General features: G+C 33.9%; 27 protein-coding genes. 14 read left to right on the top strand and 13 right to left on the bottom strand.

Going from position 1 to position 25847, the window contains the following annotated elements:
• Nucleotides 1–34: 34 nt before the first annotated feature.
• Nucleotides 35–355, bottom strand: a complete 321-nt coding sequence (locus DFQ05_RS04615; protein WP_132704028.1) for a putative quinol monooxygenase — start codon at nucleotides 353–355, stop codon at nucleotides 35–37.
• A gap of 1 nt (nucleotide 356) precedes the next feature.
• Nucleotides 357–1193 carry an SAM hydrolase/SAM-dependent halogenase family protein gene (locus DFQ05_RS04610; protein WP_132704026.1) on the bottom strand — a complete coding sequence of 279 codons (837 nt, stop codon included), beginning with the start codon at nucleotides 1191–1193 and terminating at the stop codon, nucleotides 357–359.
• A gap of 110 nt (nucleotides 1194–1303) precedes the next feature.
• On the opposite strand from DFQ05_RS04610, the gene DFQ05_RS04605 reads away from it, so the two are divergent.
• A complete protein-coding gene (locus DFQ05_RS04605; RefSeq protein WP_132704024.1) occupies nucleotides 1304–2257 on the top strand; it encodes a PhoH family protein in 954 nt (317 codons plus the stop codon).
• Nucleotides 2257–3213 (top strand): phosphoribosylaminoimidazolesuccinocarboxamide synthase, encoded by a 957-nt coding sequence (locus DFQ05_RS04600; RefSeq protein ID WP_132704022.1) that lies wholly within the window; start codon nucleotides 2257–2259, stop codon nucleotides 3211–3213. Before DFQ05_RS04605 ends, DFQ05_RS04600 begins: the two co-directional genes overlap by 1 nt.
• Before the next feature lie 18 nt (nucleotides 3214–3231).
• Here the strand turns inward: DFQ05_RS04600 and DFQ05_RS04595 are convergent, their stop codons facing one another.
• The 3 genes from DFQ05_RS04595 to DFQ05_RS04585 form a co-directional block, all read right to left on the bottom strand.
• Nucleotides 3232–4194: a sodium-dependent bicarbonate transport family permease gene (locus tag DFQ05_RS04595; protein ID WP_132704020.1), complete on the bottom strand. Its 963-nt coding sequence runs from the start codon at nucleotides 4192–4194 to the stop codon at nucleotides 3232–3234.
• A 95-nt stretch (nucleotides 4195–4289) separates the two neighbouring features.
• Nucleotides 4290–4601, bottom strand: a complete 312-nt coding sequence (locus DFQ05_RS04590) for a hypothetical protein (protein WP_132704018.1) — start codon at nucleotides 4599–4601, stop codon at nucleotides 4290–4292.
• A gap of 20 nt (nucleotides 4602–4621) precedes the next feature.
• Nucleotides 4622–4882 (bottom strand): hypothetical protein, encoded by a 261-nt coding sequence (locus tag DFQ05_RS04585; protein WP_132704016.1) that lies wholly within the window; start codon nucleotides 4880–4882, stop codon nucleotides 4622–4624.
• 84 nt (nucleotides 4883–4966) lie between these two features.
• On the opposite strand from DFQ05_RS04585, the gene DFQ05_RS04580 reads away from it, so the two are divergent.
• The gene (locus tag DFQ05_RS04580; protein WP_132704014.1) at nucleotides 4967–5893 is read left to right on the top strand and encodes a LysR family transcriptional regulator; all 927 of its coding nucleotides are present in this window, start codon (nucleotides 4967–4969) and stop codon (nucleotides 5891–5893) included.
• On the opposite strand, the gene DFQ05_RS04575 is transcribed toward DFQ05_RS04580, so the two are convergent.
• The 7 genes from DFQ05_RS04575 to DFQ05_RS04545 form a co-directional block, all read right to left on the bottom strand.
• Complete coding sequence (locus tag DFQ05_RS04575) at nucleotides 5890–6786, bottom strand: alpha/beta hydrolase (RefSeq protein WP_132704012.1); 897 nt, start codon at nucleotides 6784–6786, stop codon at nucleotides 5890–5892. The two genes, DFQ05_RS04580 and DFQ05_RS04575, sit on opposite strands and share 4 nt — an antisense overlap.
• 13 nt (nucleotides 6787–6799) lie before the next feature.
• Complete coding sequence (locus DFQ05_RS04570; protein WP_132704010.1) at nucleotides 6800–7903, bottom strand: heparan-alpha-glucosaminide N-acetyltransferase domain-containing protein; 1104 nt, start codon at nucleotides 7901–7903, stop codon at nucleotides 6800–6802.
• Between the two features lie 196 nt (nucleotides 7904–8099).
• A complete protein-coding gene (locus DFQ05_RS04565) occupies nucleotides 8100–9176 on the bottom strand; it encodes a serine hydrolase domain-containing protein (protein ID WP_132704008.1) in 1077 nt (358 codons plus the stop codon).
• Between the two features lie 13 nt (nucleotides 9177–9189).
• On the bottom strand, nucleotides 9190–9750 hold the full coding sequence (locus DFQ05_RS04560) for a hypothetical protein (RefSeq protein WP_132704006.1): 561 nt from the start codon (nucleotides 9748–9750) through the stop codon (nucleotides 9190–9192).
• A 60-nt stretch (nucleotides 9751–9810) separates the two neighbouring features.
• A complete protein-coding gene (locus DFQ05_RS04555) occupies nucleotides 9811–10533 on the bottom strand; it encodes a hypothetical protein (protein WP_132704004.1) in 723 nt (240 codons plus the stop codon).
• Nucleotides 10534–10535: 2 nt separating this feature from the next.
• Nucleotides 10536–12023, bottom strand: a complete 1488-nt coding sequence (locus tag DFQ05_RS04550; protein ID WP_132704002.1) for a serine hydrolase — start codon at nucleotides 12021–12023, stop codon at nucleotides 10536–10538.
• A gap of 100 nt (nucleotides 12024–12123) precedes the next feature.
• Nucleotides 12124–13212, bottom strand: a complete 1089-nt coding sequence (locus tag DFQ05_RS04545) for a helix-turn-helix domain-containing protein (protein ID WP_132704000.1) — start codon at nucleotides 13210–13212, stop codon at nucleotides 12124–12126.
• Nucleotides 13213–13465: 253 nt separating this feature from the next.
• Here DFQ05_RS04545 and DFQ05_RS04540 point away from each other — a divergent pair, with 253 nt between their 5' ends.
• The 11 genes from DFQ05_RS04540 (at nucleotide 13466) to DFQ05_RS04490 (ending at nucleotide 25206) form a co-directional block, all read left to right on the top strand.
• Nucleotides 13466–14839: an alanine/glycine:cation symporter family protein gene (locus tag DFQ05_RS04540; protein WP_132703998.1), complete on the top strand. Its 1374-nt coding sequence runs from the start codon at nucleotides 13466–13468 to the stop codon at nucleotides 14837–14839.
• A 99-nt stretch (nucleotides 14840–14938) separates the two neighbouring features.
• A complete protein-coding gene (locus DFQ05_RS04535; protein ID WP_132703996.1) occupies nucleotides 14939–15358 on the top strand; it encodes a transposase-like zinc-binding domain-containing protein in 420 nt (139 codons plus the stop codon).
• Nucleotides 15359–15532: 174 nt separating this feature from the next.
• Nucleotides 15533–16771, top strand: coding sequence for a hypothetical protein (locus tag DFQ05_RS04530; RefSeq protein ID WP_132703994.1), 1239 nt, complete (start codon nucleotides 15533–15535; stop codon nucleotides 16769–16771).
• Nucleotides 16772–16782: 11 nt separating this feature from the next.
• Nucleotides 16783–17043, top strand: coding sequence for a DUF4212 domain-containing protein (locus DFQ05_RS04525; RefSeq protein WP_132703992.1), 261 nt, complete (start codon nucleotides 16783–16785; stop codon nucleotides 17041–17043).
• A 26-nt stretch (nucleotides 17044–17069) separates the two neighbouring features.
• Entirely contained in the window at nucleotides 17070–18836 is a 1767-nt protein-coding gene (locus DFQ05_RS04520; protein ID WP_132703990.1) for a sodium:solute symporter family protein, read from the top strand.
• 68 nt (nucleotides 18837–18904) lie between these two features.
• Nucleotides 18905–19099, top strand: coding sequence for a hypothetical protein (locus DFQ05_RS04515; protein WP_132703988.1), 195 nt, complete (start codon nucleotides 18905–18907; stop codon nucleotides 19097–19099).
• Nucleotides 19092–21779 (top strand): sensor histidine kinase, encoded by a 2688-nt coding sequence (locus DFQ05_RS04510; RefSeq protein WP_132703986.1) that lies wholly within the window; start codon nucleotides 19092–19094, stop codon nucleotides 21777–21779. Before DFQ05_RS04515 ends, DFQ05_RS04510 begins: the two co-directional genes overlap by 8 nt.
• A gap of 17 nt (nucleotides 21780–21796) precedes the next feature.
• Nucleotides 21797–22162, top strand: coding sequence for a response regulator transcription factor (locus DFQ05_RS04505; RefSeq protein ID WP_132703984.1), 366 nt, complete (start codon nucleotides 21797–21799; stop codon nucleotides 22160–22162).
• A 68-nt stretch (nucleotides 22163–22230) separates the two neighbouring features.
• Entirely contained in the window at nucleotides 22231–22455 is a 225-nt protein-coding gene (locus DFQ05_RS04500; protein ID WP_132703982.1) for a hypothetical protein, read from the top strand.
• Nucleotides 22456–22476: 21 nt separating this feature from the next.
• Nucleotides 22477–24384 (top strand): acetate--CoA ligase, encoded by a 1908-nt coding sequence (acs, locus tag DFQ05_RS04495; RefSeq protein ID WP_132703980.1) that lies wholly within the window; start codon nucleotides 22477–22479, stop codon nucleotides 24382–24384.
• 141 nt (nucleotides 24385–24525) lie between these two features.
• The gene (locus DFQ05_RS04490) at nucleotides 24526–25206 is read left to right on the top strand and encodes an HAD family hydrolase (protein ID WP_132703978.1); all 681 of its coding nucleotides are present in this window, start codon (nucleotides 24526–24528) and stop codon (nucleotides 25204–25206) included.
• On the opposite strand, the gene DFQ05_RS04485 is transcribed toward DFQ05_RS04490, so the two are convergent.
• Nucleotides 25184–25846: a 3'-5' exonuclease gene (locus DFQ05_RS04485; protein WP_132703976.1), complete on the bottom strand. Its 663-nt coding sequence runs from the start codon at nucleotides 25844–25846 to the stop codon at nucleotides 25184–25186. The two genes, DFQ05_RS04490 and DFQ05_RS04485, sit on opposite strands and share 23 nt — an antisense overlap.
• Nucleotide 25847: the final 1 nt, after the last annotated feature.

Raw genomic sequence — 25847 nt, 5'->3', positions numbered from 1 at the left:
CAGTATTCAGTATTCAGTATTCAGTATTTTGTATTCAGTTATTTATATTTCTAACATCTCCATTAAGCGAAACGAGTTTATCTACACTCCAAGCTTCTGGTTTGGCGTTAAACAAGGGTTTGGTTTTTGCCCAAACACCCTTAAATAAATCAGATGTTCTGTAAGTATTTAAATCTGCTTCCGAGGTCCAATAGCTGTACGTAAAAAAAATATTCGTATTGGTTTGGTCTCTGTACAATTCTAATAAATGGCAACCTTCAAACGCACGAATCTTGGATTTATTTGCTTCAAAATTAGACAAAAATGTATCTATTTTTTCAGGTTGAAAACTCATTTTTACAATTCGTATTAACATTTTAAAGCTTATTAAATGTTACCGTGACCGTATCCATTGCTTTTAAACCCATTAAAGTAGACGCACTACCCACAGTACTGCAATTACTTTTATAGACGGCAATTTCTAAATAATTCGAGGCATTAAACACAACTAAAGCCTTGCCCTCATCATTACGTTTCTCTTCCGGGATATCAAAGTTAATAATATCACTATAGCGGTCGTGAACAGTATTAAATTTATAGTTCCTTGCGGCTATCTCGTAGCTTCGTGTTTTTTGTATGGACTCAAAAAACTTTCGCTTAATGTTGGTAATTACATTTCCATAATTATCTATGTAAATAATGGTGCCAATAATCTGAGTTTTATCATCGTTAACAAAGGGTACTAAATATTTAATCGGTTTTATATTGTTAATAACTTTTCCAATCACTTCTAATGTTCCACCTCGAGCAATATGGCAAGCAACTTTTACAAAAACATCTAATACAGGAAAGCTCGTTTGTATTTTATCGTGTATGTTAATCTCTACAATTTTCTCTGGTGAAATGTCTTGGCAAATCATACTCATAATGCCGTTGTTGGCACAGATAAAATAGTGGTCGTCTAATTTTACGGCAATATGCTTATTTTCTGGGCTTAGTTCTGAGTCAATCCCAATAATATGAATTGTTCCTTTAGGAAAACTACTGTAAGCATTCTGTATGGTGTAAGCCGCTTCGATAATATTAAATGGCGAAATAGAATGCGAAACATCAACAATTTTTATATCAGAAAGCTCGCTGTAAATAGCACCTTTAACTGCACCTGCAAAGTGGTCTTTTTCTCCAAAATCTGTAGTTAAGGTTATGATTGGCATTTACTAATTGTTAATATTTTTTTAACTTATCGAGAGATTAAATTGTTAGATTTGTTGAAAGACAAAACTAATAAAATTGAACTGATATATTCATTAAAAACAACTCGCTTTTGAACGAACTTATCCTTGAACTTGAAGAAATTTCCCCTAAAGAATTTTTCGGCGCACAAAACGCCAACATAACCTTACTTAAAAAATATTTTCCTAAACTAAAAATAGTCGCTCGAGGCAATAAAATTATGGCGTATGGAGACGAAGAACTTTTAGAAGAGTTTGATCGTCGCATGACTATGCTAATGATGCACTTTGGTAAGTACAACAAACTCGACGAAAATGTTATCGAACGCGTCTTAACCAGCCAGACAAGTGATGATTATAACACGTCCGAAAAAAGCGGAGAAGTCATAGTTCATGGTGTGGGCGGAAAACTAATCAAGGCACAGACTGCAAACCAACGTAAGTTGGTAGAAAGTATGCGCAAAAACGATATGGTTTTTGCGATTGGCCCAGCTGGTACCGGAAAAACCTATACAGGTGTAGCACTTGCAGTACAAGCCTTAAAAAACAAACAAGTAAAGCGCATTATTCTTACACGTCCGGCAGTAGAAGCTGGCGAGAATTTAGGATTTTTACCAGGCGATTTAAAAGAAAAGTTAGATCCATACATGCAGCCGCTTTATGACGCGTTGAGGGATATGATTCCTGCGGAAAAGCTAGCAAGTTATATAGAAAAAGGCGTTGTGCAAATTGCGCCATTGGCCTTTATGCGTGGCCGTACATTAGACAATGCTTTTGTAATCTTAGACGAAGGCCAGAATACAACGCATAATCAAATGAAAATGTTTCTAACCCGTATGGGCAAAAACGCCAAGTTTTTATTAACTGGCGACCCGGGACAAGTCGATTTACCAAGACGAACTATTTCGGGGCTTAAAGAAGCACTATTAGTGCTTAAGAATGTAGAAGGCATAGGCATGATTTATTTAGACGATAAAGATGTTATTCGCCATAAATTAGTAAAGAAAGTTATCGCAGCATATAAAGAAATTGAAAATAGAGATTAATGAGCCGAACTATCGTAGACACAGATTTTAATTTTCCTAATCAGAAAAGTGTTTATAAAGGAAAAGTAAGAGAAGTATATAACATTAATAACGAGCAATTAGTAATGATTGCTACAGATAGGCTTTCTGCTTTTGATGTGGTTATGCCCAAAGGTATACCGTATAAAGGACAAATTTTAAATCAGATTGCCACACAAATGATGAAGGCTACTGAGGATTTAGTCCCAAATTGGTTAGTGGCTACACCAGACCCAAATGTTGCTGTAGGTCATTTGTGCGAACCCTTTAAGGTAGAAATGGTTATTCGTGGTTACATGTCTGGTCATGCGGCGCGCGAATATAAACTGGGCAAACGACTACTTTGCGGTGTTGCAATGCCAGAAGGTATGCAAGAAAATGATAAATTTCCTGAGCCTATTATAACGCCTGCCACAAAAGCAGAAAAAGGCGACCATGACGAGGATATTTCGAGAGAAAACATTCTTAAGCGAGGCATTGTCCCTGAAGAAGATTACATAGTTCTCGAAGATTATACCCGTAAACTATTTCAACGAGGTACGGAAATTGCTGCTAAGCGTGGTTTAATTTTGGTGGATACCAAGTACGAATTCGGAAAAACTAAAGACGGAAAAATTGTGCTCATTGACGAAATACACACGCCAGACTCATCCCGTTATTTCTATGCCGATGGTTATGAAGAGCGCCAGAGCAGAGGAGAAGCACAAAAACAATTGTCCAAAGAATTTGTTCGTCAGTGGTTGATATCAAATCACTTTCAAGGGTTAGAAGGGCAAACTGTTCCACATATGACAGACGAATACATCGAATCTGTAAGCGAACGTTACATAGAACTTTACGAGAATATTACTGGTGAACCATTTGTAAAAGCAGATGTCTCCAACATTCAGCAACGTATCGAAAAAAACGTACTTAAGTATTTAGAGACATCTAAGTAAAAAACAAACAATATCTTATTAAAAACAATTGATGACACCCAAATAGAGCGGTAATCCAAGAGTGATATTAAACGGAAACGTAATGGCCAAAGCCATTGGTAAATATAAGCTTGGGTTTGCTTTTGGCGCTGCTAAACGCATAGCTGCTGGTACGGCAATATAGGACGCACTTGCCGCAAGTATAGAAAACAAGAGTCGATTTCCCACACTATCTGTAATCCAACCACTAACTATCGCAACGGTAACGCCGTTTATAATTGGAATAATTATTGCAAACAGAAATGCAAACCATCCTTTTTTCAAGAAAGACCCTAATTTTTTTCCACTTGTAATTCCCATATCTAACAGAAAGACCATTAAAAAGCCTTTAAAAATATCTGTGGTAAACGGTTTAATACCGTCGGCTTGTGCATCGCTTGTAAGCATTCCAATAATAAGACTTCCTAAAATTAAAAGCACGCTTCCGTTAGTAAAAGAATGTTTTACTAAACTAGGAATAGAAATATCTGCTTTATTCGTTTTATCGTAAATAGAAATAAGTAAAACACCTACAATAATTGATGGCGCTTCCATCAACGCCATAATGGCTACCATATGTCCACTAAACGGAATGTTTGCTATTTCTAAAAAAGAGACTGCTGTTACAAAGGTTACAGCACTAATAGAACCATAGGTTGCAGCAATTGCGCCAGAATTTACCACATTAAATTTTCGTCTTAAAATAAAATAGGTGTAAAACGGTACTATCACGGCTAGGAGTATTCCCAATAACAATGATAGAATAATTTCGGTATTTAGTGTGCTATGTGCTAACTCATGTCCACCTTTAAAACCAATGGATAATAAAAGATATAATGAGATAAATTTTGAAGAATTTTCCGGTAAAGCTAAGTCACTTTTTACTTGTACGGCAATAATACCTAAAAAGAAAAATAAAAGCGCAGGGTTAGTAAGATTATCAAAGAGTAAATGTAAATCCATTAAATAATCGTTTAGTAGTTCAAGTTCGAAAGACTTGGATTTTAAAATGTTAGTCTGAAAAAATCCCGCTGGTTAAGCGGGATTAAAGTGGTCTGCTATTTTTTTACAAATCGTATCTCTAGAACACCATCAATAAAGACATCATAGCCTTCTTTTCGAGCTTTGTCTATATAGGATTTCGCGATAAGCTTTTCGTTTTCTAATTCTGCAATACGCTTATTGGCATAACGTGTATCGGAGTTTTCATCACCTTCACACAGTCTTAGACGTTGTAGTTTGTGAAAATTTATTTTTTCGTTAATTAATTCGTTAATAACAAACGAAGCTTCGGAGCACGTAAATTGTCCTTCGACTAACTGTACTTCTTGTTTTGTACTTACTAATGGCTTTTCTGAGATTTTAGACATATTGTTTAGTTTTTAATAGATTAAGCTTGTTTTGTTGGTCCACTCATTTTTATCAAGAGGATACATGAAATAATAAATAATGAAATGGCTAAGTGGTCAAAAATAACACCTTGACTTGCAGAGAAAATTGTTATTGAAGCCATTATTATTAAAAAAAGAAATGCAGCGTATATTGCACTACGCTTCTCCTTGATTGCGATAGAATCTTGCTTTTTTGACTTAATATTAGATATAATACTTTCCGATTGCTTAGTGTGCTTTGGTATATAATTGCTATCCATAGTGTTTATTTTACGGTGCAAATTTTAAATAAATAATTCATATATTTTTATATATATTTGTTATGTATCATATAAGAAAAACTTATGAATTATACATTGCATCAACTTCAAATCTTCTTGAAAGTTGCAGAACTAAAGAGTATTACCAAGGCTTCGGAAGAATTATTTTTAAGTCAACCAGCGGTTTCAATGCAGCTAAAAAAATTTCAAGATCAATTCTCAATTCCATTAACAGAAGTTGTAGGTAGGCAACTTTATGTCACCGATTTTGGTAATGAAATAGCCGAAGCAGCCGAAAAAATATTAAACGAGGTTGAAGCTATAAATTATAAAACGTTATCTCGTCAAGGTCAACTAGCCGGAAAACTAAAAATAGCTATTGTATCTACTGCAAAATACGCTATGCCATATTTTTTAACAGGTTTTATGCAAAGGCATAAGGGTATAGATTTAGAGATGGATGTAACCAATAAAGCAGGTGTAATTAGAAGTTTAGAAAATAATGATGTCGATTTTGCAATGGTTTCAGTTTTGCCAGAACATCTGAGTCTTAACCAGGTAGAACTAATGAGTAATAAGTTATATTTAGTGGGCAGTTCTCATACAGAAATGGGCTCTACTCGTGTAACAAAAGCTATATTCGAAAAATATCCACTGCTTTATCGCGAGAAAGGTTCTGCTACACGCTCTGCAATGGAGTCTTTTCTTACCAAGTTAAATGTGCCTAACAAGAAAAAAATTGAATTAACATCTAACGAAGCTTTAAAGCAGTCATTAATTGCTGGTCTAGGAATTTCTATAATGCCATTAATTGGATTGAAAAATGAATTAAAAGATAAAGAACTACATATCATTCCTTTTAAAGGGCTACCCATTAAAACCAATTGGAATCTTATTTGGTTAAAATCCAAGAATTTATCGCCAGTTGCGTCGGCATATCTTAATTATGTGCAAACCGAAAAAGAGAAAATTATTAATGAAACTTTTAATTGGTACGAAGCTTATGATTAAAACCCTATTGTACGTTCCGTCTGACGTTTCGCATTATTAAGTACATCATTATATAAAAAATCTGTGACCTCACTGACACAACGACTCATAGGAATACCAGACCAACTGTGTGTTCCACCGTTAATGGAGAATAAATAATAAGGTTTACCAAGTCCCTTTAATCGGTCTGCAATTGCTCTCGAGCCATAGAGCATCATATAGCCTTTGTCACTAGGGCTACAATAATGGTGTGCGGCAATATGATACGGCACCAAATTATCATTTGTGCCATGGAATAGCTGTGTTGGTATAGCTTTATCCGAATCAATGCGTTCTAGCGTTGTAATGGCACCTGCTAGACCGATTACGCCAGCAAGTTTAAACTTTCTAGGTAATATTCTATTTTCATAGACATAGGCGAGGTGTAAAACGGCTTCAGCTCCAGCACTTGTTCCAGAAATTACCACTTTGTCTTCATCTATATTAAAGATATTATCATTCTTTAAAATGAATTTTATAGCCAGACTTATATCTTCGGCAGCAGTATTAAACGCTTTAATTTTTTCTTTGGTTTTAGTAGCGCAACCAAAGCCTAATTTCTTCATAATGAGTTGGTAGGAAATTGAAGCTACAGCATAACCTTTCTCTGCCATTTTTGTAGCAAATTGTACAGTGTTACTATCATCACGCACACCACCAGAAAAACCACCACCATGCACGTAAAGCAGAAGCGGTAACTTTTTAACGACGCCTATAGGTTTGTAAAAGTCTAGTTGAAGACTATCCTTTTTATTTAGTTTTAGATAAGTATGGGTAGAGGTTTCAACCGTGTAAAGCGAATCTAAAAATTCAGTTTGGGAATATGCACATAGAAAATTTAAAAAAACTATGAGAAGAGTAATTGTGTATTTCATTGTTTATATGTCGTTAACTACGCTTAAGTCCTTTCACCTTAAAAAATAAAGTTCGCAATTTTCCATAGATATAGGCATTTGTTTGTACATAATAGAACGAAATAAAGCAAACTATCGTTAAGAAAAGTGCTGCACCAATAACAGCTTGCCATGGCGTTAACGTTTTTCCTATCAATTGGCTAAGTCCAATACCCGTAAAACTACCATAAATTATTACAAAATGAATGACATAAATAGATAAGGTTTTTTGTCCAATTTTTAGTAATAAGGGCGGTTTTAAATAACGCTCTAAGCCATAAAAAATCGCGAAATAGATAAAGACGTTGCCTAATCTTGAGAATAAATAGTTATAGTTAGCAGAATCTAAAAACAATTGAATACCTGTCCACTTATTTAGGTAGAATAGGGCGTAGGACGACCATTCTATTAAAAAATAGCCCACAATAAAAAATACCGAAAGCGTTACAGGTTTAAAATTAGGTTTCTCTAAATGCCTATAAAATGACGTAGCGATATACGCCCCAAACGCCATATAGCCAAACCACGGAATAATAGTAAACACTGAACCGTTAGATTTAGTTAGATAGTTAGAGAATATTACAGGCACGTTCTGTAATTGTAATGTTCTGTACAGAGGTTCTGAAACAAAAATAAGACAACCCAATAAAAGTGTTACAAAAGAGAAGATAATGTTATTTTTTAGGCAAATAATGTATAGAACTATTACAATAATTAAAGATAACCCAATGATTTGTAGAACATCGGTCACCAAAAAATAGGTATTAAATTGCCCTGATAACCAGCTTAAAAAAGGAGCTCTTAGTAAATACCCAATACCAATAAGCATTAAGCCACGGTTAAGCCCTTTTCTAATACGTTGTTTTTCTGTTCCCTTTTTTTTTGCTTTAAGAAGTAAATAGGTAAATATTAATCCAGAAATTGTAAAGAAGGTTGGCGCAGTAATACCTCTAAAATAAGACCAAACTTTATAGGCTATTTTAGACATATCTTTATACTCTGGGGCTAGCAAAGTATCGATAAAATGCCCTTGAAGCATCATTAAAATAGCAAATGCACGTACGGCATCAATAAAGTAGAGACGTTGGTTAGTACTCAATGGTGTTTACGTTGATAACGTAAATATAATATTTAAGGAATTAATAGGAGTTTTTTTGTGACGCTTATCGGTCATGTATATGAAAAGTAGCGGATTTTATTCACCGACTTTTCGGAAATTAAGATACTCAATTAAACACAAAAACGGTTCAGGTTATTAACTAAACCGCTATTTTTATATACGTTGTTGGCAACAGTTATTTTTTATTCAATTCTGAATGGCTTATAAGTTTAGAAGCAAACGTTACAACATCTCTATATGTTCCTGATGTATTAGATAAGACAACCACAACTGTTTTTGATTTCGGAATTATAAATAACTGACTTGTACATCCTGACTGTCCTCCTTCATGACCAATAACAATATTTTCATTGGGTTTTGGTCCATAAAAAAACCAACCGAAGCCATAAAGACTTCCATCATAAGTTACAGGTTGACTTTCTAACATCAACTTAAAGGTGCTCTCACTAATTAAAGTATTGTTAACAATAGCTTCACCAAATTTAATAACATCATCTAAAGTACTATAAAAACCACCTGCAGGTATTCTATTGCTTAAGTTGTTTTGTTTAGTCTTTTTGGTTTTTCTTTTTTGGTTGTGATATAAACAGGATTTATTATCATATTGCTTGTTAATGTTTTCAATACCAGTATTTTTCATATTTGCAATATCAAAAATATTTTTTTGCATATAATCCTCATAACTCAAGCCAGAAACCTGTTCAATTATTCTTCCTAATAGTACATATCCATAAGATGTATAAAAATATTCACTTCCAGGTTTAAAGAGTAAAGGTCTATCTCTAAATACATCAATAGCTTCTTGTAAAGAATTGAATTGGGTTTTATTTTCTACCTCTTTATTACTTTGATATTGACTAATGCCAGATGTATGTGTTAATAATTGCTTAATGGTTATGTCTCCCTTTTCTTTTCTAGGAAAAGTAGGCAAATAGGTTTGAATTGGTGTATCTAGTTCAATGAGTCCTTTTTCAAAAAGTTGCATTATTGCAACAGCTGTCATAGGTTTAGCAATAGACGCAATTCTAGTTAAGGTAGTAGAAGAAAAAGGAATTTCGCTATCTTGACAACTAAAGCCAGATGATTGCGACCATTCTGTAACTCCGTCTATGGAATAGGCTGCTGCGATACCAATATTTTGCTTTTTTCCTGATAATTCTTTGAGTTGTTGTTCTGGGTTGAATTGTTCTTGAGCAACAATGTTTATTGTTGCAAATGACAAGAGTAATGTTAAGATGTGTATTTTATTCATTTTCGATTTTACTTTACATGTATTGTTGATTCTGATTTTGCTGGATTATCGATAGCAATCCAATGGATAACAAAACCGCTCCAAAAACTGGAATTACTTGATTACCAAATATAAGATGCCCTATGCCAATTAGAAGAGCACCTATATTCAATACGATTACCTGCCATTTGTACTTCTTGAAAAGGCCATAAGTCGAAATACATATTCCCATATAAAAAAGAGTGGGACCAACTATCAGAAATGGAAATTTAATAGTAGGATCGTTCATAACAACTCCCAATAAGCTATCCTTTATAGTAGGATTATCATTCAGCGACCACAACACAAAATCAATGGTACACATTCCGATGATTCCTGCTATACCCAACGACATGATGCCCAAACCATGTGGCTTACTTCCATTTGAGGGTAATGCAAACCAAAGGGAAAAATGTGCTAAAGCAGCTAAGAGCAAGGTCCAGTGGGCAAAGTCGATTGGCTTTTGTGCCATAATAAAGTCATAACCAAAAGACATTAAAAGCTGACTTGTAATTAGTAGGAATAAACCTATTGTTAATATTTTTTTCGGATTCATTTTCTTCCAAATTGTAAATTAATTTTTATGTTTTACATCTAACTACACTGTGTAATAAGCCTAATAAACTTCATACTCTCCCGCATTTAATTCTGGCAATCCTATTTCTTTTCTTGCCTTATTAGTTTCTCTAATATCTTCTATTATTGGCAATCCTTCACTCATTGTTTTTATGTTAAATGATTTATTTGTGCCATATAGCTGCGGTTGTTTTAAAACTTTCTGCCTAATGTTATCAACTAACTGAGCATACAAAATGGGCTCTAAGCGTTTGGACTTTACTTCTGGCATTAATAACTTTTCCATTTTCTTTAGATAGATTTTAGGCTTGATTTCTTTGGGCGGATGTAACAAAATCTCAAATCCTATATCGGTCTTTATTTTTAAACGCTGTTTTGATGGATAACCATATTCTTCAACTAGCTTAACAAATGCTTTATGATTTTTTAAATCTAATTCGTGTTGTAGTTTCCATAATGAGTCTTTTTGAGCTTCACTTATCGTAGATATGATAGTTTTTCTGTAAGCCATATATTCTTCAACTGGCTTTTCTCTCATTTCGTTGTCTTTTTTAAGTATCGCTGAATCTTTAGTGCCTAAAGCAATCATTCTTCTGAAGCTCTGGTCATATTCTACCATTTTAGTTAATGAATCAATTAGCATTAATCTGTTTTCTTCTGTTAATTCTTTAAATTCTGAAATTGTTTTAGATGCCTTTTTTTCTTTACAGTTATAACAAATTGCAAGAACTATGACTAAAACCATGTATTTGATATTTTTCATATTTACTCTAATGATTTTAAAACCTTTCTAGCATTATCATTATTTGGGTTTAATTCTAATGATTTTTTATAGGCTTTTTTTGCTTCTGTTTTGTCTCCTTTTTTTAATAATGCCTCTCCAAGACTATCAAAAGCATTTGCCGAATTTGGAAAACTTTGAGTGTTTAATTCAAATAAAAAAACGGATTCTTCAATTTTTTCTTCATTTAAAAAGATGTATCCTAAAGCATTTATGTTTGCTTCGAGATGTAAACCAAGTTTTACTTTGTCTATATTTTTAAAGTAATCTTTAGCGTCATTTTCTTTACCAGCGTCTAATAATGTTTTAATTACATAGGCGTGGTTTATAGCTTCAAGGCCATACTCTTTTTCGTATTGTCTTGTTACAGTGCCTTCTATAAACCATTCTTGAGCATAATCTGCTATTAAATCTTTGTAGTCACTAATTTTATTAGTCATTACTACAATACCAAAACCATTGTCAGGTCTAATAATTAGTTTAGAGTTTTGCCCATCTATAGCACCTGAATGTCCAATATTGCGATTTCCATTTTTTGAAAATCCTCCTAGTCCTGCATAGTAATACCATAACTCGTCTTTGTTTCTTATACTTATCCTCTTGTGAGGTGACATGATGTAGTTATATGATTCTGGCATTAAAAACGAAGTGTTATTATGTTTACCATCATTTACTAACATTAAAAGCCATTTAGACATATCCTTTGGTGTTGAACTTATTGCACCTGCTGGTGCTATAGCTGTTGTGATTACAGGTGGTTCTGGTGTTAAACCGTCTGCTTTATACCCAATAGATTTGTTTTTATGTGTGATAAACTCATCAAAATAAGTGTAGGTGTCATTCATTCCTAAAGGCGATAATATTTCTGAAGTGATTAGTGATTCCCACGCCTTACCAGTAGCTCTTTCTGCCGCAATACCAGCTACGGTAAACATCAAATTATTATACACATAACTTGAACGAAAATCGGCAACAAAATCAAGATTTTTAAGTGAGGCTAACAGACTATCTCTACTAATATTTTTGTATTTCCATAAAGCATCATTCCTTTCCAATCCTGTTGCGTGAGATAATGCATCTGCAATAGTTACATTATTTTCAATATAGTCTTCTTTAAGGTCTAATTCTGGAACATATTTTTTTAGCGGGTCATCCCATTTCATTTTACCATTGGCAACAAGTTTTGCAATTAATACACCAGTAAACGCTTTGGTGTTTGAGCCTATAGTAAATAGTGTGTTTTTTGTTACAGGTGTTTTAGGGGTTATATTACTGTAACCCAAGCCTTCATTATAGATTACCTTGTTGTCGTTTACAATGACTAACCCAACTCCAGGAATTCCTAAATTTGTGCGCAAGCTATCTGTTAAAGCAATAAAATAATCTAATTTTTCATTGCGTGTAGTTTCATTTTTGTTTTGTGAATTACCGATTAAAGGAATTAATAATAGTAACAGAATTATTCTTTTCATATTTAAAATTTTGATTGATGAATAGGTTTCAATTCAAATTAAAAAAATAGAAAATGAATAGAGGTCTTAAAAAGAGTAATGGTGATTTTTTGAGACTTATTTAATGCTTTTTTTTGTATTGTGCTGGTGAAATGCCTGTGTGTTTTTTAAATATTCGGTAAAAACTAGCTTTAGAATTAAAACCGCATTCTTCAGATATAGCTAATAGAGTTAGTTTATCATAGTCTTCTGATTTTAACTTTTCCTTTACTGCTTCTACGCGATAGAAATTTATGTAATCAGCAAATTTTGTGTTTAAATGAGTGTTTAAAAACATAGAAAGTTTTTTCTCTGATATTTGAAGGTTATCAGACAATTTCTTTAAGGTTAAGTTTTCATCTAAAAACATTTTTTCATTTTCTAGAATTTCTTTAATTTTTTGTTCAATTACTGAAGCTTCATCTTCTGAAAAAACATAATTAGTTTTTTTATCGTCCTCAATTAAAAAAGATGGAATTAAGAACCTAGCTTCATTAATACTGTAATACCCAAAATAAGTTAAGAAAATAATTATTGCGACAAACGTTAACTGCCCACTATAAAGCTCTAAATGAAAACCAAATAATTCTAGAGTACGCATCAATATATCTATAGATGGAAATACTAGAATGCCAATAAGTAATTTTAAAATCCAGTTATAACCTTCTAAAGAAATGTTTAGTTTTTTGTTAAGAGTCTTTTTTAACTTCAAAAATAATTTGATAGAAAAAATTATATATATCGAAAAATACATATCTCTTATAAAAAGAACCAGTAACTGATAGCTTTTAATAAATTTTAAATATTCTGCATCTGCTTCAAACATAAAAAAAAGTAAATCAAAAAGAGGTAAGAAAATACTTGGAAGGAAATGGTATATGTTTTTAAGAACAAGGTTTTTATTATCAAAAAAAATAGATTTAACGTATAAAAACATTAGTGGTCCTAAAACCCAAAACAGGATTCCATCGAATAATGCGCTTATATATAATAATTTTTCTAATCCATGTAGGTCAGAATATACACTTACACAAGTAAAAAAAATAAATGAGAATATTACAATTAAGATATTTTTATCTAGTTCTCTTTTTTTTTCTTTAAACAAAAGAAATATCAGAATAAGAGAAATGGCGACGCCAAATACTGCAAGAAATGTTATTAAATCTTTCATTGGTTAATAGTCCCAAGAATATATATACCTCAATTTAATAATATAAGATTAAGATTGTGTTAAATTTCGGATGGAAATCATTTTTATTGGTTGATGCTCTAATTGTTGCCAACTTTAAGATATGGTTCGTTAATAATGAAATATATCGTATGATAAGCGAAGTTATACTTTTAAAGCATTAAAGTCAATACGTAAGACTATGCGGTTTTGCAAAAATTGTTAACTCTGAGTAGGTTTTGTATTTTTAGCATCCATGGAAAAACTAAATACTATTCTTGCTGAGTTTTCTTCTCTAGCTTGGGGATTACCCTTACTTATTATATTAATTGGTGGTGGTTTATATCTTATTATCCGCTCTCAATTTTTACCGTTTCGTTATCTCGGTCATGCTATACAAGTGCTGCGTGGTAAATACGATGACCCCAACGACCCTGGTCAGATAACACACTTCCAAGCTTTATCCACGGCTTTATCTTCTACTATTGGTATGGGAAATATTTCTGGAGTGGCATTAGCGATTGCTGTTGGTGGCCCAGGAGCCGTTTTCTGGATGTGGGTGAGTGCCGTAATTGGCATGAGTACTAAATATTTTACATCAACTCTAGCCATCCTATATCGAGGCAAAGACAGTGAAGGCGAGCTACAAGGCGGCCCCATGTACTTTATAGTTGAAGGTTTAGGTAAAAACTGGAAATTCCTTGCCCTAATGTTTAGCTTTTTTGGAATGTTGGGTGCTTTACCTGTGGTAAATGTAAACCAGTTAAAGCAAGCCATTAACGATATTATTTTAATACCTAATGGTGTAGAGGTTTCGTTAACATCCAATCTTATTATTGCTGCTATTTTGGTTATTTTTACAAGTATTGTTATTCTTGGTGGTTTAAAGCGCATAAGTAATTGGGCATCTAAACTTGTACCGTCTATGGTACTCTTATATTTTGTTTTGGTGCTTATTATCCTGCTTGTCAATTATACAGAAGTTCCAAAATATCTAGCCATGATTGTTACGGATGCCTTTAGCGCAGACTATTACCCAAAGGATAAACCGTTTCTTGGTGGCGTATTAGGTGCATTAATACTACATGGTATTAAGCGCGGTGCGTTTTCTAACGAAGCTGGTTTAGGTACAGCAGCCATGGCGCATGGTGCTGCAAAAACAGATGAGCCAGTTCGTGAAGGTTTAGTAGCTATGTTAGGTCCAGCAATAGATACTTTAATTGTATGTACATTAACGGCTTTGGCAATTTTAGTTACTGGAGTTTGGGAAACTACAGCGAGTAATGGTGTGAGTTTAACGGCAGAAGCATTTCAAAATGCCATTCCTGGATTCGGGCAGTATTTATTAATGATTTGCGTATTTATCTTTAGTGTGTCGTCCTTGTTTTCGTATGCCTATTACGGAAATAAATGTTTATCCTTCCTTATTGGTGCAAAACGAAAGCACTATTACAATTACCTCTATATTGCGAGCATCGTTTTGGCATCAACAACAGATTTTAAAGCTATGATAAACTTTATCGATGGCGTATTTGCGTTGATGGCTATTCCAACAATGACAGCAACTATTATTTTAGCTCCAAAAGTGATAGCGGCGTCTAAAGTGTATTTTAAAAATCTAAAGCCTTAAAATCTATGTTGTTTAACTTTTTTCAGTTCTTTTTGAAACACAACCTATCAATTTGTGTATATTTTGCTAAATTAATATATTTATGCTAAATTGCTATATATGAAAGTCTCTCACTGTCCAACTTGTAATTCCGAAGACTATGTTAAAAGTGGTGTCATTAAAAATAGGCAGCGTTACAAATGTAAGTCTTGCAATTATTTTTTTACAGTAAATAAAATAGGGAAGAAGATAGACGATTACTACGTTAACAAGGCGCTTCAGCTTTATTTAGAAGGTCTAACTTACCGAGAAATTGAACGTATTTTAGGTATTTCTCATGTTAGTATAATGAACTGGGTTAAGAAGTATCAAATTAAACGTCCTCACAATTCAAAATACCATCCAACTTACAAAATTTTAAATGCTGAAGAGTTATCTTCATTCTTTTCAAATTCAGAAAATCTTAAGGGAGCAGGAACTCTTGTAACAGAGCTTGGAGATAAATTTATGCTTATAAAATGGGAACGTTTTAGAGAGTAATAGCTGTTTTATTCTTTTTTGTTTAACATAAGAGTTTATACTTTACAATTACTCTTTTTAATGTTTGTATATAAATTTAACAGATATATATACTTATTTTTTTTTCATAATTCATTTTTTAGAGTTTAGTAGTGCACACAAAATCATTGTTTAACTAACTAATCTTCAATTTGTATGAAAAAATTAAGCATAGTACTGATAGGTGTTCTCTGCACATTTCAGTTATGTTTTTCCCAAGGTGCTCCAGATTATACTGGTGGCATGAAGGTAAAACTTAATGAAGAAGGTACGAAGTACTTTCGCATTATATCATGGGCTCAGTTCTGGGCACAACACAATTCGGATAGACCATTAGACGTAAATGGCAACGAGCAAAGCGATTTAAACTTTAGTATAAGACGAGCACGTGTTTTAATGTACGCACAGCTTAACAAAAAGTTTATGATTTTAACGCATTTTGGACTTAATAGTCTTAATGGTGATAACCTATCGCCAACTGGTAAGGGCGAAAGCTCTCAATTATTCTTCCATGATGTTTGGGGTGAGTATAGCCTTTCTAAAAATCATGCTATTGGCGGTGGTTTGCACTATTGGAATGGCATATCTAGAGCAAATAATCAAAGTACCTTAAATATTATGATGCTAGATAATACGCGTCAAGCTTGGGCAACTATCGGTTTGTCGGATCAATTTGCACGTCATATGGGTGTATATGTAAAAGGAAAGTTTGATAAACTTCAATACCGTGTATCTATAAACGATGCGGTAACAAACAATTTACAGGCTTCTGCTTCTCCAGTTAATGGAGCTGCTATATACTCTGGTCGCCGTTTATTAGGTTCTAAAGATGCGGGAAGAACATATGCTGGTTATTTTGATTATAATTTTTTAGACCAAGAATCGAACTTCTTGCCTTATAAAGTCGGTACATACCTTGGAACCAAAAAAGTATTTAATGTTGGTGCTGGTTTCTTTTTACACCCAAAAGGCTCGGTTTCTTTAGATAATAATTCAAATATCGAAGGTGAAGACGTTTCTATTTTTGCTGTAGATGCATTTTATGATGCACCTATTGGAGAAAATGGCGCGGCTATTACTGCTTATGGTTTAGCACAATTTAATGATTATGGAAATAACTTTACGTTAGGTCAGACGTATGAAACTGGTACAATGCTTCATGCGCATTTAGGTTATGTTATTCCTTCTTCAAACAGTACAAAGTTTCAGCCTTATGCCCATTTTACAACACGAAGCATTGATGCTTTAGACGATAATGCCAATCAATTTGGCATTGGAGCAAACGCCTATTTTAGTGGGCATCATTCAAAACTAACCTTAGAATATCAAAATACGAAGTATGCTAACAATGATGCTGTTGGCACAATTACGCTTCAGGCTATGATATATCTATAACATCTAAAATTATGTCAGAAAAACAAAAACGTGCAACAGCATATTGGAAAGAGAATGTAAAATACCTTTCTATCCTTTTAGTCATTTGGTTTATAGTATCCTATGGCTGTGGTATCCTTTTTAAGGATGCATTAAATGAAATTAGACTTGGTGGCTTTAAGCTTGGCTTTTGGTTTGCACAACAAGGCTCAATCTATGTATTCGTTATTTTAATTTTCGTTTACGTAAGAATCATGAATAAACTAGATAAAAAATACGGTTTCGACGAATAGTCTGCCACTACTAAAAATAAAATATTATGAGTGTACAAGTATGGACATGGATATTAGTAGGTGTAACATTTGCACTATACTTCGGAATTGCAATATGGGCCAGAGCAGGCTCTACAAAAGAATTTTATGTTGCTGGTGGTGGTGTATCACCCTTAGCAAATGGTATGGCAACAGCAGCCGATTGGATGAGTGCTGCGTCATTTATTTCAATGGCAGGTATTATTTCCTTTACAGGTTATGATGGCTCTGTTTATCTCATGGGATGGACTGGTGGTTATGTGCTTTTAGCTTTATTGCTAGCGCCTTATTTAAGAAAGTTTGGAAAATTCACAGTACCAGATTTTATTGGAGATCGCTATTATTCTAACGTAGCTAGAACTGTTGCCGTGATATGTGCGTTAATAGTTTCTTTCACTTATGTTGCGGGTCAAATGCGAGGTGTTGGTGTTGTTTTCTCACAATTCCTTCAAGTCGATATTACTTTTGGAGTAATAATAGGTATGGCTGTGGTATTAATTTTCGCTTTTCTCGGCGGAATGAAAGGTATTACCTATACACAAGTAGCACAATATTGCGTATTAATTTTCGCCTTTATGGTTCCAGCATTTTTTATCTCTATTCAAATGACTGGAAATGTAATTCCGCAATTAGGAATGGGCGGCACAGTTGAAGATGGTACTTATCTACTTGATAAGTTAGACCAATTACATACACAATTAGGTTTTAAAGAATATACGGACGGAACAAAATCTACTTGGGACGTTTTTGCAATAACACTAGCGCTTATGGTTGGTACAGCAGGTTTACCACATGTTATTGTTCGTTTTTTCACAGTACCAAAGGTAAAAGATGCTCGTAAGTCAGCGGGTTATGCATTATTACTTATTGCTATTCTATATACAACTGCACCTGCAATTGCGGTTTTTGCAAGAACAAACCTTATCGAAACTGTTAGTGAAACTAAGTATGCAGACGTACCAGATTGGTTTAAAAATTGGGAAGATACAGGCTTAATTGCATGGAGCGATAAGAATGGTGATGGTAAAATACAGTATGTTGCTGGAGGCGCAATAGAAGGTAAAAAGCCAGTCTATACTGAAGAGCGTGGTGTTTACGGAGAGCGTTTAATCTCTAATGCTAACGCAAATGCTAACGAATTATATGTGGATAGAGACATTATGGTTTTAGCAAATCCTGAGATAGCTAAACTTCCAAATTGGGTGATTGCTTTAGTTGCGGCAGGTGGCTTAGCAGCGGCGTTATCTACTGCTGCGGGATTACTTTTGGTAATTTCTACATCTATATCTCACGATTTAATTAAAAAGCAGATAAAACCAAATATTTCGGACAAAGGCGAATTAATGTGGGCACGTATTGCTATTGTTGGAGCTGTAATTATTGCAGGGTACTTTGGCATTAATCCACCAGGATTTGTCGCCGCGGTAGTCGCATTAGCCTTTGGTTTGGCTGCAGCATCATTTTTTCCAGCAATCATTTTAGGAATTTTTGATAAGCGGATGAACAAAGAAGGCGCCATTGCTGGTATGATTGTAGGAATTACACTAATGCTTTTTTACATGATGAAATTTAAGCTCGATTTTTTTGGCGGTGGTACAAAAGAAGACTGGTGGTTCGGAACATCACCTGAAGGATTTGGAACTATAGCGATGCTAGTCAATGTAGTTATTTCCTTAGTAGTGTCAAGAGCAACCGCTGCACCACCACAACATGTTCAAGAAATTGTTGAAAATATCAGAATCCCTTCTGGTGCTGGTGAGGCGCAATCTCACTAGGTAATTTTTTAATTAGCTTTAAACAGTGTTGTGAAATATCAACACTGTTTTTTGTATTTTAGTTCATTATGAAAAAACGTCACGAGCAGAAACTTATCATTAATAGCATAGCAGTTTTTATTATTCTAAATATACCTCTGATATTTATTTTTAATAGTGATAAATCAGTTTTTGGAGTTCCTATTTTCTATTTTGCTGTATTCTGTGTTTGGGCAATTTCAATACTTATCTCTTATGTTGTCTTAAAGCGTCATTATGAGTAATTACGTGCTGTTTTTTATTATAATTATTTATCTCTCGCTACTTTTTGGAATTGCTTTTTATGCTGAAAAAAAGTCAAAGAACCGCTGGGTAAATAGTCCAATTATTTATGCCCTTGCAATGGCTGTTTACTGTACGGCCTGGACCTACTATGGCAGTATTGGTATTGCAGCCACTTCTGGCATAGATTTTCTACCCATTTATTTAGGACCTGTAATTGCAGCGCCACTTTGGATACTTTTATTGCGTAAGGTTATAAGAATATCAAAACAACATAAGATAAGTTCTATAGCAGATTTTATTTCTCTGCGCTATGGCAATCATAGGTTTTTAGGGGCTTTGGTCACTATTATTTGTTTATTGGGAATAATACCTTACATAGCTTTGCAACTTCAAGCGGTATCAGAAACGTTTCAGATATTGGCAGATGATACGAGTTATGTTTCCAAATCCATTTATGACGACTCTACACTTTACATTGCCCTTATATTAGCTGTGTTTGCAACATTTTTTGGGACGCAATCTAGCGACGCATCTGTAAAACACAAAGGGATTTTAGTTTCCGTTGCTTTCGAGTCTGTAATAAAGCTAATTTTTTTCTTGTGTATTGGCGTTTATGTAACTTATGTTTTGTTTGATGGTACTGAGGATATCTACACAAAAATGTCTCAATTTTCAAATTTTGAACGTTTAACTATTATTAATGGTTTTGAGAGTGGATTTAATTGGATGTATACAATTTTACTTTCATTTATGGCTATCTTTTTATTACCAAGACAATTTCAAGTTTCAGTTGTAGAAAATGTAAGAGAAAAGCATCTTAAAACCGCAATATGGTTGTTTCCTTTGTACTTATTGCTCTTTAATATTTTTGTGATTTTTATAGCTTGGGGCGGCAACTTAGCTATAGGAAATCCTGAGCAAGCTGAATATTACGCACTCTTGTTGCCTTTGCAAAATGACAATACGTTTTTGGCATCCTTGGTTTTTTTAGGCGGTTTTTCAGCAGTCATTTCAATGGTTGTAGTATCAACTTTGGCGTTGTCTACTATGTTGAGTAATAACTTAATTATTCCTTATGGGTTTTTAGATAGGTTTTTAAAAAATCACCCAGACAGAAATGCAAAATATATTAAGAATATTAGGCGTATATCCATATTCTCGATTATAATATTAGCTTATGCATTTTATGTAAATTTCTCTTATGAGCTATCATTATATTCTATAGGTCTTATGGCTTTTGTAATAATAGCGCAGTTAGCACCAGCTTTTTTTATTGGATTATTTTGGAATCGCGGATCTTCTAAAGCTACGATTATTGGTATTATAGCTGGTTTTTCAGTGGTTTTTTACACACTAATACTACCGTTTTCTATTCAAGCACTCACAGGTTCGGATGACTTTGTAGAATATGGGTTTTACGGTATTTCTTCCTTAAAACCTCATGCCTTATTCGGAATAGATTTTCTTAGTCCACCAGCACACGCATTCTTTTGGAGTATGCTTGTTAACTGTTTATGTTATGCGCTTTTCTCTTTATTGTACAAAGGCAACTATCGTGAGCGTAATTATGCCGAAATGTTTATTGATAGCAAAAATTATAAGGATTTACAAGATGGCGCATTGGTTTGGAAAGGTGAAGCCTACGTCGCAGAAATTAAAAATGTATTGAATAAATTTTTAGGAGAAGAAAGAACAAATCGTGCTTTAAATCTATTCTTTAAGAAATATAATATATCACCAGAAGTGCAAATGGCGGATGCACGACTTATAAATTTTTCGGAGAAGTTATTAACGGGTAGTATAGGCAGCGCCTCAGCAAAAATTTTAATTAGTAGTGTTGTTAAAGAAGAAGAGGTAAGCCTTGTAGAAGTTTTAAAAATTCTTGAAGAGTCTAAAGAAACCATTGCCCGTAATAAATTACTACGCGAAAAATCTGAAGAATTAACTAAACTCACAGATAAGCTAAGTGAAGCTAATGAAGAACTAATTCAAAAAGATTTGCAAAAAGACGAATTTTTAGATACGGTGGCTCACGAACTTAAAACGCCAATAACAGGTATAAGAGCCTCTACCGAGCTACTCATAGAAGACGCAGAAATGCCAAAAGAAATTCAAGCTCAATTCCTTAGTAATATGCTCCAGGATAGCGATAGACTCTCACGATTAATTCAGAATATTCTCGATTTCGAAAAACTATCTAATGGTCGCTCAAGTCTTAATTTTAAGAAAAATAATATCAGAGAGACGATACAAAAAGCCATTGGTGGACTTAGGCAAATAGCTTCAAAAAAGAACATTAAAATTATTAGTTCTAACACAAGTGATGTCTTTGCTGTGTACGATGAGGACAAAATCTGGCAGGTATTAACCAATTTAATATCTAATGCTATAAAGTATTGCAAAGATGGTGATGGCATTATTATTGTCGATTATAAATACGAAAAAGGATTATTAGAGGTTACTGTAAACGATAATGGAACCGGTATTCCTAATGCAGATATGCCATTTATTTTCGACAAATTTTTTCAGTCCAAGAACCAAAATATTATAAAGCCGCATGGCAGCGGATTAGGTCTGGCAATATCTAAACAAATAATAGACAAGCATAAAGGCTCTATTTGGGCTAAAAATAACAAGAAAAACGGGGTAACCTTTGGTTTTTATTTACCATTTAAGTAAATTGTAAAAGCTTTTAAATGAAGAAGAAGATTGTAATTGTCGATGACGAGCCTAATATCGTAATGACGCTAGAATATACCTTTAAAAAGAACAATTTCGAGGTATATATAGCACGAGATGGTAGTGAGGCTTTAGAAATTTTAGAAAGCATCATTCCAGATGTTATTATGCTAGATGTAATGATGCCTAAAGTAGATGGTTATCAAACTCTAAAAGCTATAAAAGAAAATAAAGCGTTAGCAAACACAAAAGTGGTGTTTCTTACAGCAAAAAATAAAGCTTCGGATGTTGAAAAAGGCTTAAAACTTGGAGCAGATAAATATTTAACCAAGCCGTTTTCGATAAAACAAATAGTTTCAGAAATTAATGAGCTCATCGCTTAGTATTTCAAACTTTAATCTACAATGGTTTTGTGTGCAAACAAACAATGTATAATTAAAGTTAAATTAAAATGAAACGACTTCAATTCAATGCTTTAGCATCAGATATATTCATCACTATCTATGTTCTAGTCACCCTATTTTTACGTTTTAAATTAGAGAGTCAAACAGCAACAGGAGCCATAGAATCTGTCGTTATGGGCTTGTGTTTTGTGGTGCTCTTATGGGCTATGATAAAACTAAAATTTTTAAATCCTAATTGGTTTGGACTTTTTAAAACCAAATCTAAAAGTTAAATTAATTAAAAGTAAAACATCATGAGTAATTACCATATAAAACACTTCGAAGAGTATTTTCAAGTCTATCGCAAATCTGTACGCAATCCCGAAGTTTTTTGGGAAGAAATTGCAGAAGAGCATTTTCTTTGGCGAAAAAAATGGGATAATGTATTAAGCTGGGATTTTAAAAAACCAGAAATTAAATGGTTTGAAGGTGCACAACTAAATATTACCGAAAACTGTATTGACAGACATCTGCATACTAGAGGTGAAAAGACCGCTATTTTATTCGAACCCAATAATCCCGAAGAGCCGGCAGAGCATATTACCTACCGCCAATTACACGAGCGTGTATGTAAATTTGCAAATGTTCTTAAATCCAAAGGCATAAAAAAGGGCGACCGTATTTGTATTTATTTGCCTATGATTCCAGAATTAGCTATTTCTGTCTTGGCTTGCGCAAGGATAGGAGCCGTACATTCGGTAGTTTTTGCAGGGTTTTCCGCAACAGCTTTATCCACTAGAATTAATGATTGTGATGCAAAAATGGTAGTAACTTCTGATGGGTCGTATCGTGGGTCTAAAACAATAGATTTAAAAGGTATTGTAGACGAAGCTTTAGAGGACTGTCCAGGAGTAGAATCTGTATTAGTAGCAAAACGTATTAATTCAGAAATTAATATGAAAGCCGCTCGTGACGAGTGGTTACAACCTCTTTTAGATGATGCCTACAGTGATTGCGCCATCGAAGTCATGGACGCTGAAGACCCGCTTTTTATCTTGTATACATCAGGTTCTACTGGCATGCCTAAAGGTATGTTACACACTACTGCTGGTTATATGGTTTATACGGCATATACATTTAAAAATGTGTTTCAGTATCGCGAAAATGATGTGTATTGGTGTACCGCAGATATTGGGTGGATTACAGGTCATAGTTATATTGTTTATGGGCCATTGGCTAATGGTGCAACAACAGTAATGTTCGAAGGTGTACCGAGTTACCCAGACTTTGGCCGTTTTTGGGATATTGTAGATAAACATAAAATCACTCAATTTTACACAGCGCCAACGGCCATTAGAGCATTGGCAAAACATGGCACCGAATTGGTAGAGAAATACGATTTATCGTCACTAAAAGTTCTAGGTTCGGTAGGAGAGCCAATTAACGAGGAAGCTTGGCATTGGTACAACGAAAATGTAGGCAAAAAGAAAAGCCCAATCGTAGATACGTGGTGGCAAACCGAAACAGGCGGAATCATGATAACGCCAATACCGTTTTCTACACCAACCAAACCAACCTATGCCACATTGCCATTTATAGGTATTCAGCCGGCATTAATGGATGAGAATGGTAAAGAAATTAAAGGAAATCAAGTTGATGGTCGTTTGTGTATTAAATTTCCTTGGCCATCTATGGCACGAACCATTTGGGGGAATCACCAACGCTATAAAGAAACTTATTTTTCGGCGTTTGAGAATATGTATTTTACTGGAGATGGTGCGTTAAGAGATGAAGTGGGTTATTACCGTATTACAGGAAGAGTTGATGACGTAATAATAGTTTCTGGTCATAATTTAGGCACTGCGCCAATAGAGGATGCTATTAACGAGCACCAAGCAGTAGCAGAATCGGCGATTGTAGGCTTTCCGCACGATGTAAAAGGCAACGCACTTTATGGCTATGTAACCTTGAAAGATACAGGAGAAGGTCGTGACCATGATAATGTACGTAACGAGATAAACCAACTTATTACAGATAGAATAGGACCTATCGCTAAGCTCGATAAGATTCAGTTTACTAGTGGTTTACCAAAAACTAGAAGCGGAAAAATTATGCGTCGAATTTTAAGAAAAATTGCTTCTAACGACACAGAAAATTTAGGTGACATTAGTACCTTGTTAAATCCAGAAGTAGTTCAAGAAATTAAAGATAACGTCATGTAGAATTGCAACTATCGTGGAATAGCCGCGAACTTAAAACCTCAGACGCCAGTAAATTACGCATATTGGTGTTTGAGGTTTTTTGTTATAATTTCTCACAAAAATAGATTCTTCTTTCCTAATTTCGCTTCAAAATTTAAACTTATGCTAAAAGCCGTACTTTTTGACATGGACGGTGTCATTGTAGATACAGAACCATTACATAGAAAGGCCTATTTTAAAATGTTTTCTGATGTAAATATTAATGTTGATGAGGCTTTATATACCTCTTTTACCGGACAGTCAACCGTTAACATTTGTAAACGTTTGGTTAATCACTTTAATCTTCCATTCGGTTCTGATTATTTAGTAAAATTGAAGCGTCAGCACTTTAAGTATTTATTCGAAAATGATGAAGATTTAATGCTTATCGATGGCGTTTTAGATGTTATAAAAGATTATCATAATAACGGTTTAAAGCTGGTGGTAGCATCTTCTGCTTCAATGCCTAACATTAACCGTATTTTCGATAGGTTTAATTTAAATCAATATTTTATTGGAAAATTTAGTGGAAATGATTTAAAGCAATCTAAACCACATCCTGAAATTTTTATAAAAGCTGCTGCGCATACTGGCTACTCTAGGTCGGAATGTATGGTCATAGAAGATTCTACAAACGGTATTAAAGCCGCACATGACGCAGGTATTTTTTGTGTAGGCTTTAAAAGTCCTCATTCAACTCATCAAGACTACTCCAAGGCAGACATTATAATTTCAAAATTTGAAGAGATAGCATATTCAAAAATCGTTAAGAAAAGTAGGTTTACAGCAAACCAATGCGATTAATTGGTTGTAATAAATCTTTTAGTTTCACTTTGTCTTTTGCGCTAAGTTTAGAGATTAATTTTAAAAATAAAATCGACGTAATGTAAGCATCTCCTGATGCTGTGTGTCTGTCGTGCAGCGGAATATTAAAACGTTGCGATAATTCGTCTAAGCTAAAATGTGCCTTAGAAGTATCTAATTTTGCTTTTTGAAATAAATGTCCAGTATCTAATACTTTATTTTTAAGTCTTGGTAAGTCTAATCTTTTTAATGCTGCATTTATCATAGCAACATCGAAAGCGGCATGATGTGCAATTAAAACGGCATCCTTTACATAATCTAAAAATGCAATTATCGCTTGGGATTCTTCGTATTTTGCGTTTTTCCCTTCTTTTAAGAGACCATGAATTTTAACAGTATTAGTATTAAAGTGGTCTTGTTTTACATAAATTTCAAGTTGGTCTGCAACATTAATTTTTAAGTCGTTAATTGCAATACAACCAATGGATAAAATACGGTCGGTTTTGGAACTAAGCCCAGTAGTTTCGGTATCAAAAACTACAAAACGAATATGATTTAAGTCTTGCTCTTGTTTATGTTTAAAACAAGAGGCGTATGCTTGCCAGAATTGAGGATAAGATTTACGCTTAAACCATTTCATA

This window comes from Winogradskyella wandonensis, assembly GCF_004346845.1.
GTDB lineage: Bacteria > Bacteroidota > Bacteroidia > Flavobacteriales > Flavobacteriaceae > Winogradskyella > Winogradskyella wandonensis.
This window is presented reverse-complemented; position numbering and strand designations above follow the sequence as displayed.

Excerpts from the sequence above, each read along its gene's own strand:
- DFQ05_RS04615 (WP_132704028.1), bottom strand. The coding sequence starts at position 355 with ATGTTAATACGAATTGTAAAAATGAGTTTTCAACCTGAAAAAATAGAT.
- DFQ05_RS04610 (WP_132704026.1), bottom strand. The coding sequence starts at position 1,193 with ATGCCAATCATAACCTTAACTACAGATTTTGGAGAAAAAGACCACTTT.
- DFQ05_RS04600 (WP_132704022.1), top strand. The coding sequence starts at position 2,257 with ATGAGCCGAACTATCGTAGACACAGATTTTAATTTTCCTAATCAGAAA.
- DFQ05_RS04595 (WP_132704020.1), bottom strand. The coding sequence starts at position 4,194 with ATGGATTTACATTTACTCTTTGATAATCTTACTAACCCTGCGCTTTTA.
- DFQ05_RS04590 (WP_132704018.1), bottom strand. The coding sequence starts at position 4,601 with ATGTCTAAAATCTCAGAAAAGCCATTAGTAAGTACAAAACAAGAAGTA.
- DFQ05_RS04585 (WP_132704016.1), bottom strand. The coding sequence starts at position 4,882 with ATGGATAGCAATTATATACCAAAGCACACTAAGCAATCGGAAAGTATT.
- DFQ05_RS04580 (WP_132704014.1), top strand. The coding sequence starts at position 4,967 with ATGAATTATACATTGCATCAACTTCAAATCTTCTTGAAAGTTGCAGAA.
- DFQ05_RS04575 (WP_132704012.1), bottom strand. The coding sequence starts at position 6,786 with ATGAAATACACAATTACTCTTCTCATAGTTTTTTTAAATTTTCTATGT.
- DFQ05_RS04565 (WP_132704008.1), bottom strand. The coding sequence starts at position 9,176 with ATGAATAAAATACACATCTTAACATTACTCTTGTCATTTGCAACAATA.
- DFQ05_RS04560 (WP_132704006.1), bottom strand. The coding sequence starts at position 9,750 with ATGAATCCGAAAAAAATATTAACAATAGGTTTATTCCTACTAATTACA.
- DFQ05_RS04555 (WP_132704004.1), bottom strand. The coding sequence starts at position 10,533 with ATGAAAAATATCAAATACATGGTTTTAGTCATAGTTCTTGCAATTTGT.
- DFQ05_RS04550 (WP_132704002.1), bottom strand. The coding sequence starts at position 12,023 with ATGAAAAGAATAATTCTGTTACTATTATTAATTCCTTTAATCGGTAAT.
- DFQ05_RS04545 (WP_132704000.1), bottom strand. The coding sequence starts at position 13,212 with ATGAAAGATTTAATAACATTTCTTGCAGTATTTGGCGTCGCCATTTCT.
- DFQ05_RS04540 (WP_132703998.1), top strand. The coding sequence starts at position 13,466 with ATGGAAAAACTAAATACTATTCTTGCTGAGTTTTCTTCTCTAGCTTGG.
- DFQ05_RS04535 (WP_132703996.1), top strand. The coding sequence starts at position 14,939 with ATGAAAGTCTCTCACTGTCCAACTTGTAATTCCGAAGACTATGTTAAA.
- DFQ05_RS04530 (WP_132703994.1), top strand. The coding sequence starts at position 15,533 with ATGAAAAAATTAAGCATAGTACTGATAGGTGTTCTCTGCACATTTCAG.
- DFQ05_RS04525 (WP_132703992.1), top strand. The coding sequence starts at position 16,783 with ATGTCAGAAAAACAAAAACGTGCAACAGCATATTGGAAAGAGAATGTA.
- DFQ05_RS04520 (WP_132703990.1), top strand. The coding sequence starts at position 17,070 with ATGAGTGTACAAGTATGGACATGGATATTAGTAGGTGTAACATTTGCA.
- DFQ05_RS04515 (WP_132703988.1), top strand. The coding sequence starts at position 18,905 with ATGAAAAAACGTCACGAGCAGAAACTTATCATTAATAGCATAGCAGTT.
- DFQ05_RS04510 (WP_132703986.1), top strand. The coding sequence starts at position 19,092 with ATGAGTAATTACGTGCTGTTTTTTATTATAATTATTTATCTCTCGCTA.
- DFQ05_RS04505 (WP_132703984.1), top strand. The coding sequence starts at position 21,797 with ATGAAGAAGAAGATTGTAATTGTCGATGACGAGCCTAATATCGTAATG.
- DFQ05_RS04500 (WP_132703982.1), top strand. The coding sequence starts at position 22,231 with ATGAAACGACTTCAATTCAATGCTTTAGCATCAGATATATTCATCACT.
- acs (WP_132703980.1), top strand. The coding sequence starts at position 22,477 with ATGAGTAATTACCATATAAAACACTTCGAAGAGTATTTTCAAGTCTAT.
- DFQ05_RS04490 (WP_132703978.1), top strand. The coding sequence starts at position 24,526 with ATGCTAAAAGCCGTACTTTTTGACATGGACGGTGTCATTGTAGATACA.
- DFQ05_RS04485 (WP_132703976.1), bottom strand. The coding sequence starts at position 25,846 with ATGAAATGGTTTAAGCGTAAATCTTATCCTCAATTCTGGCAAGCATAC.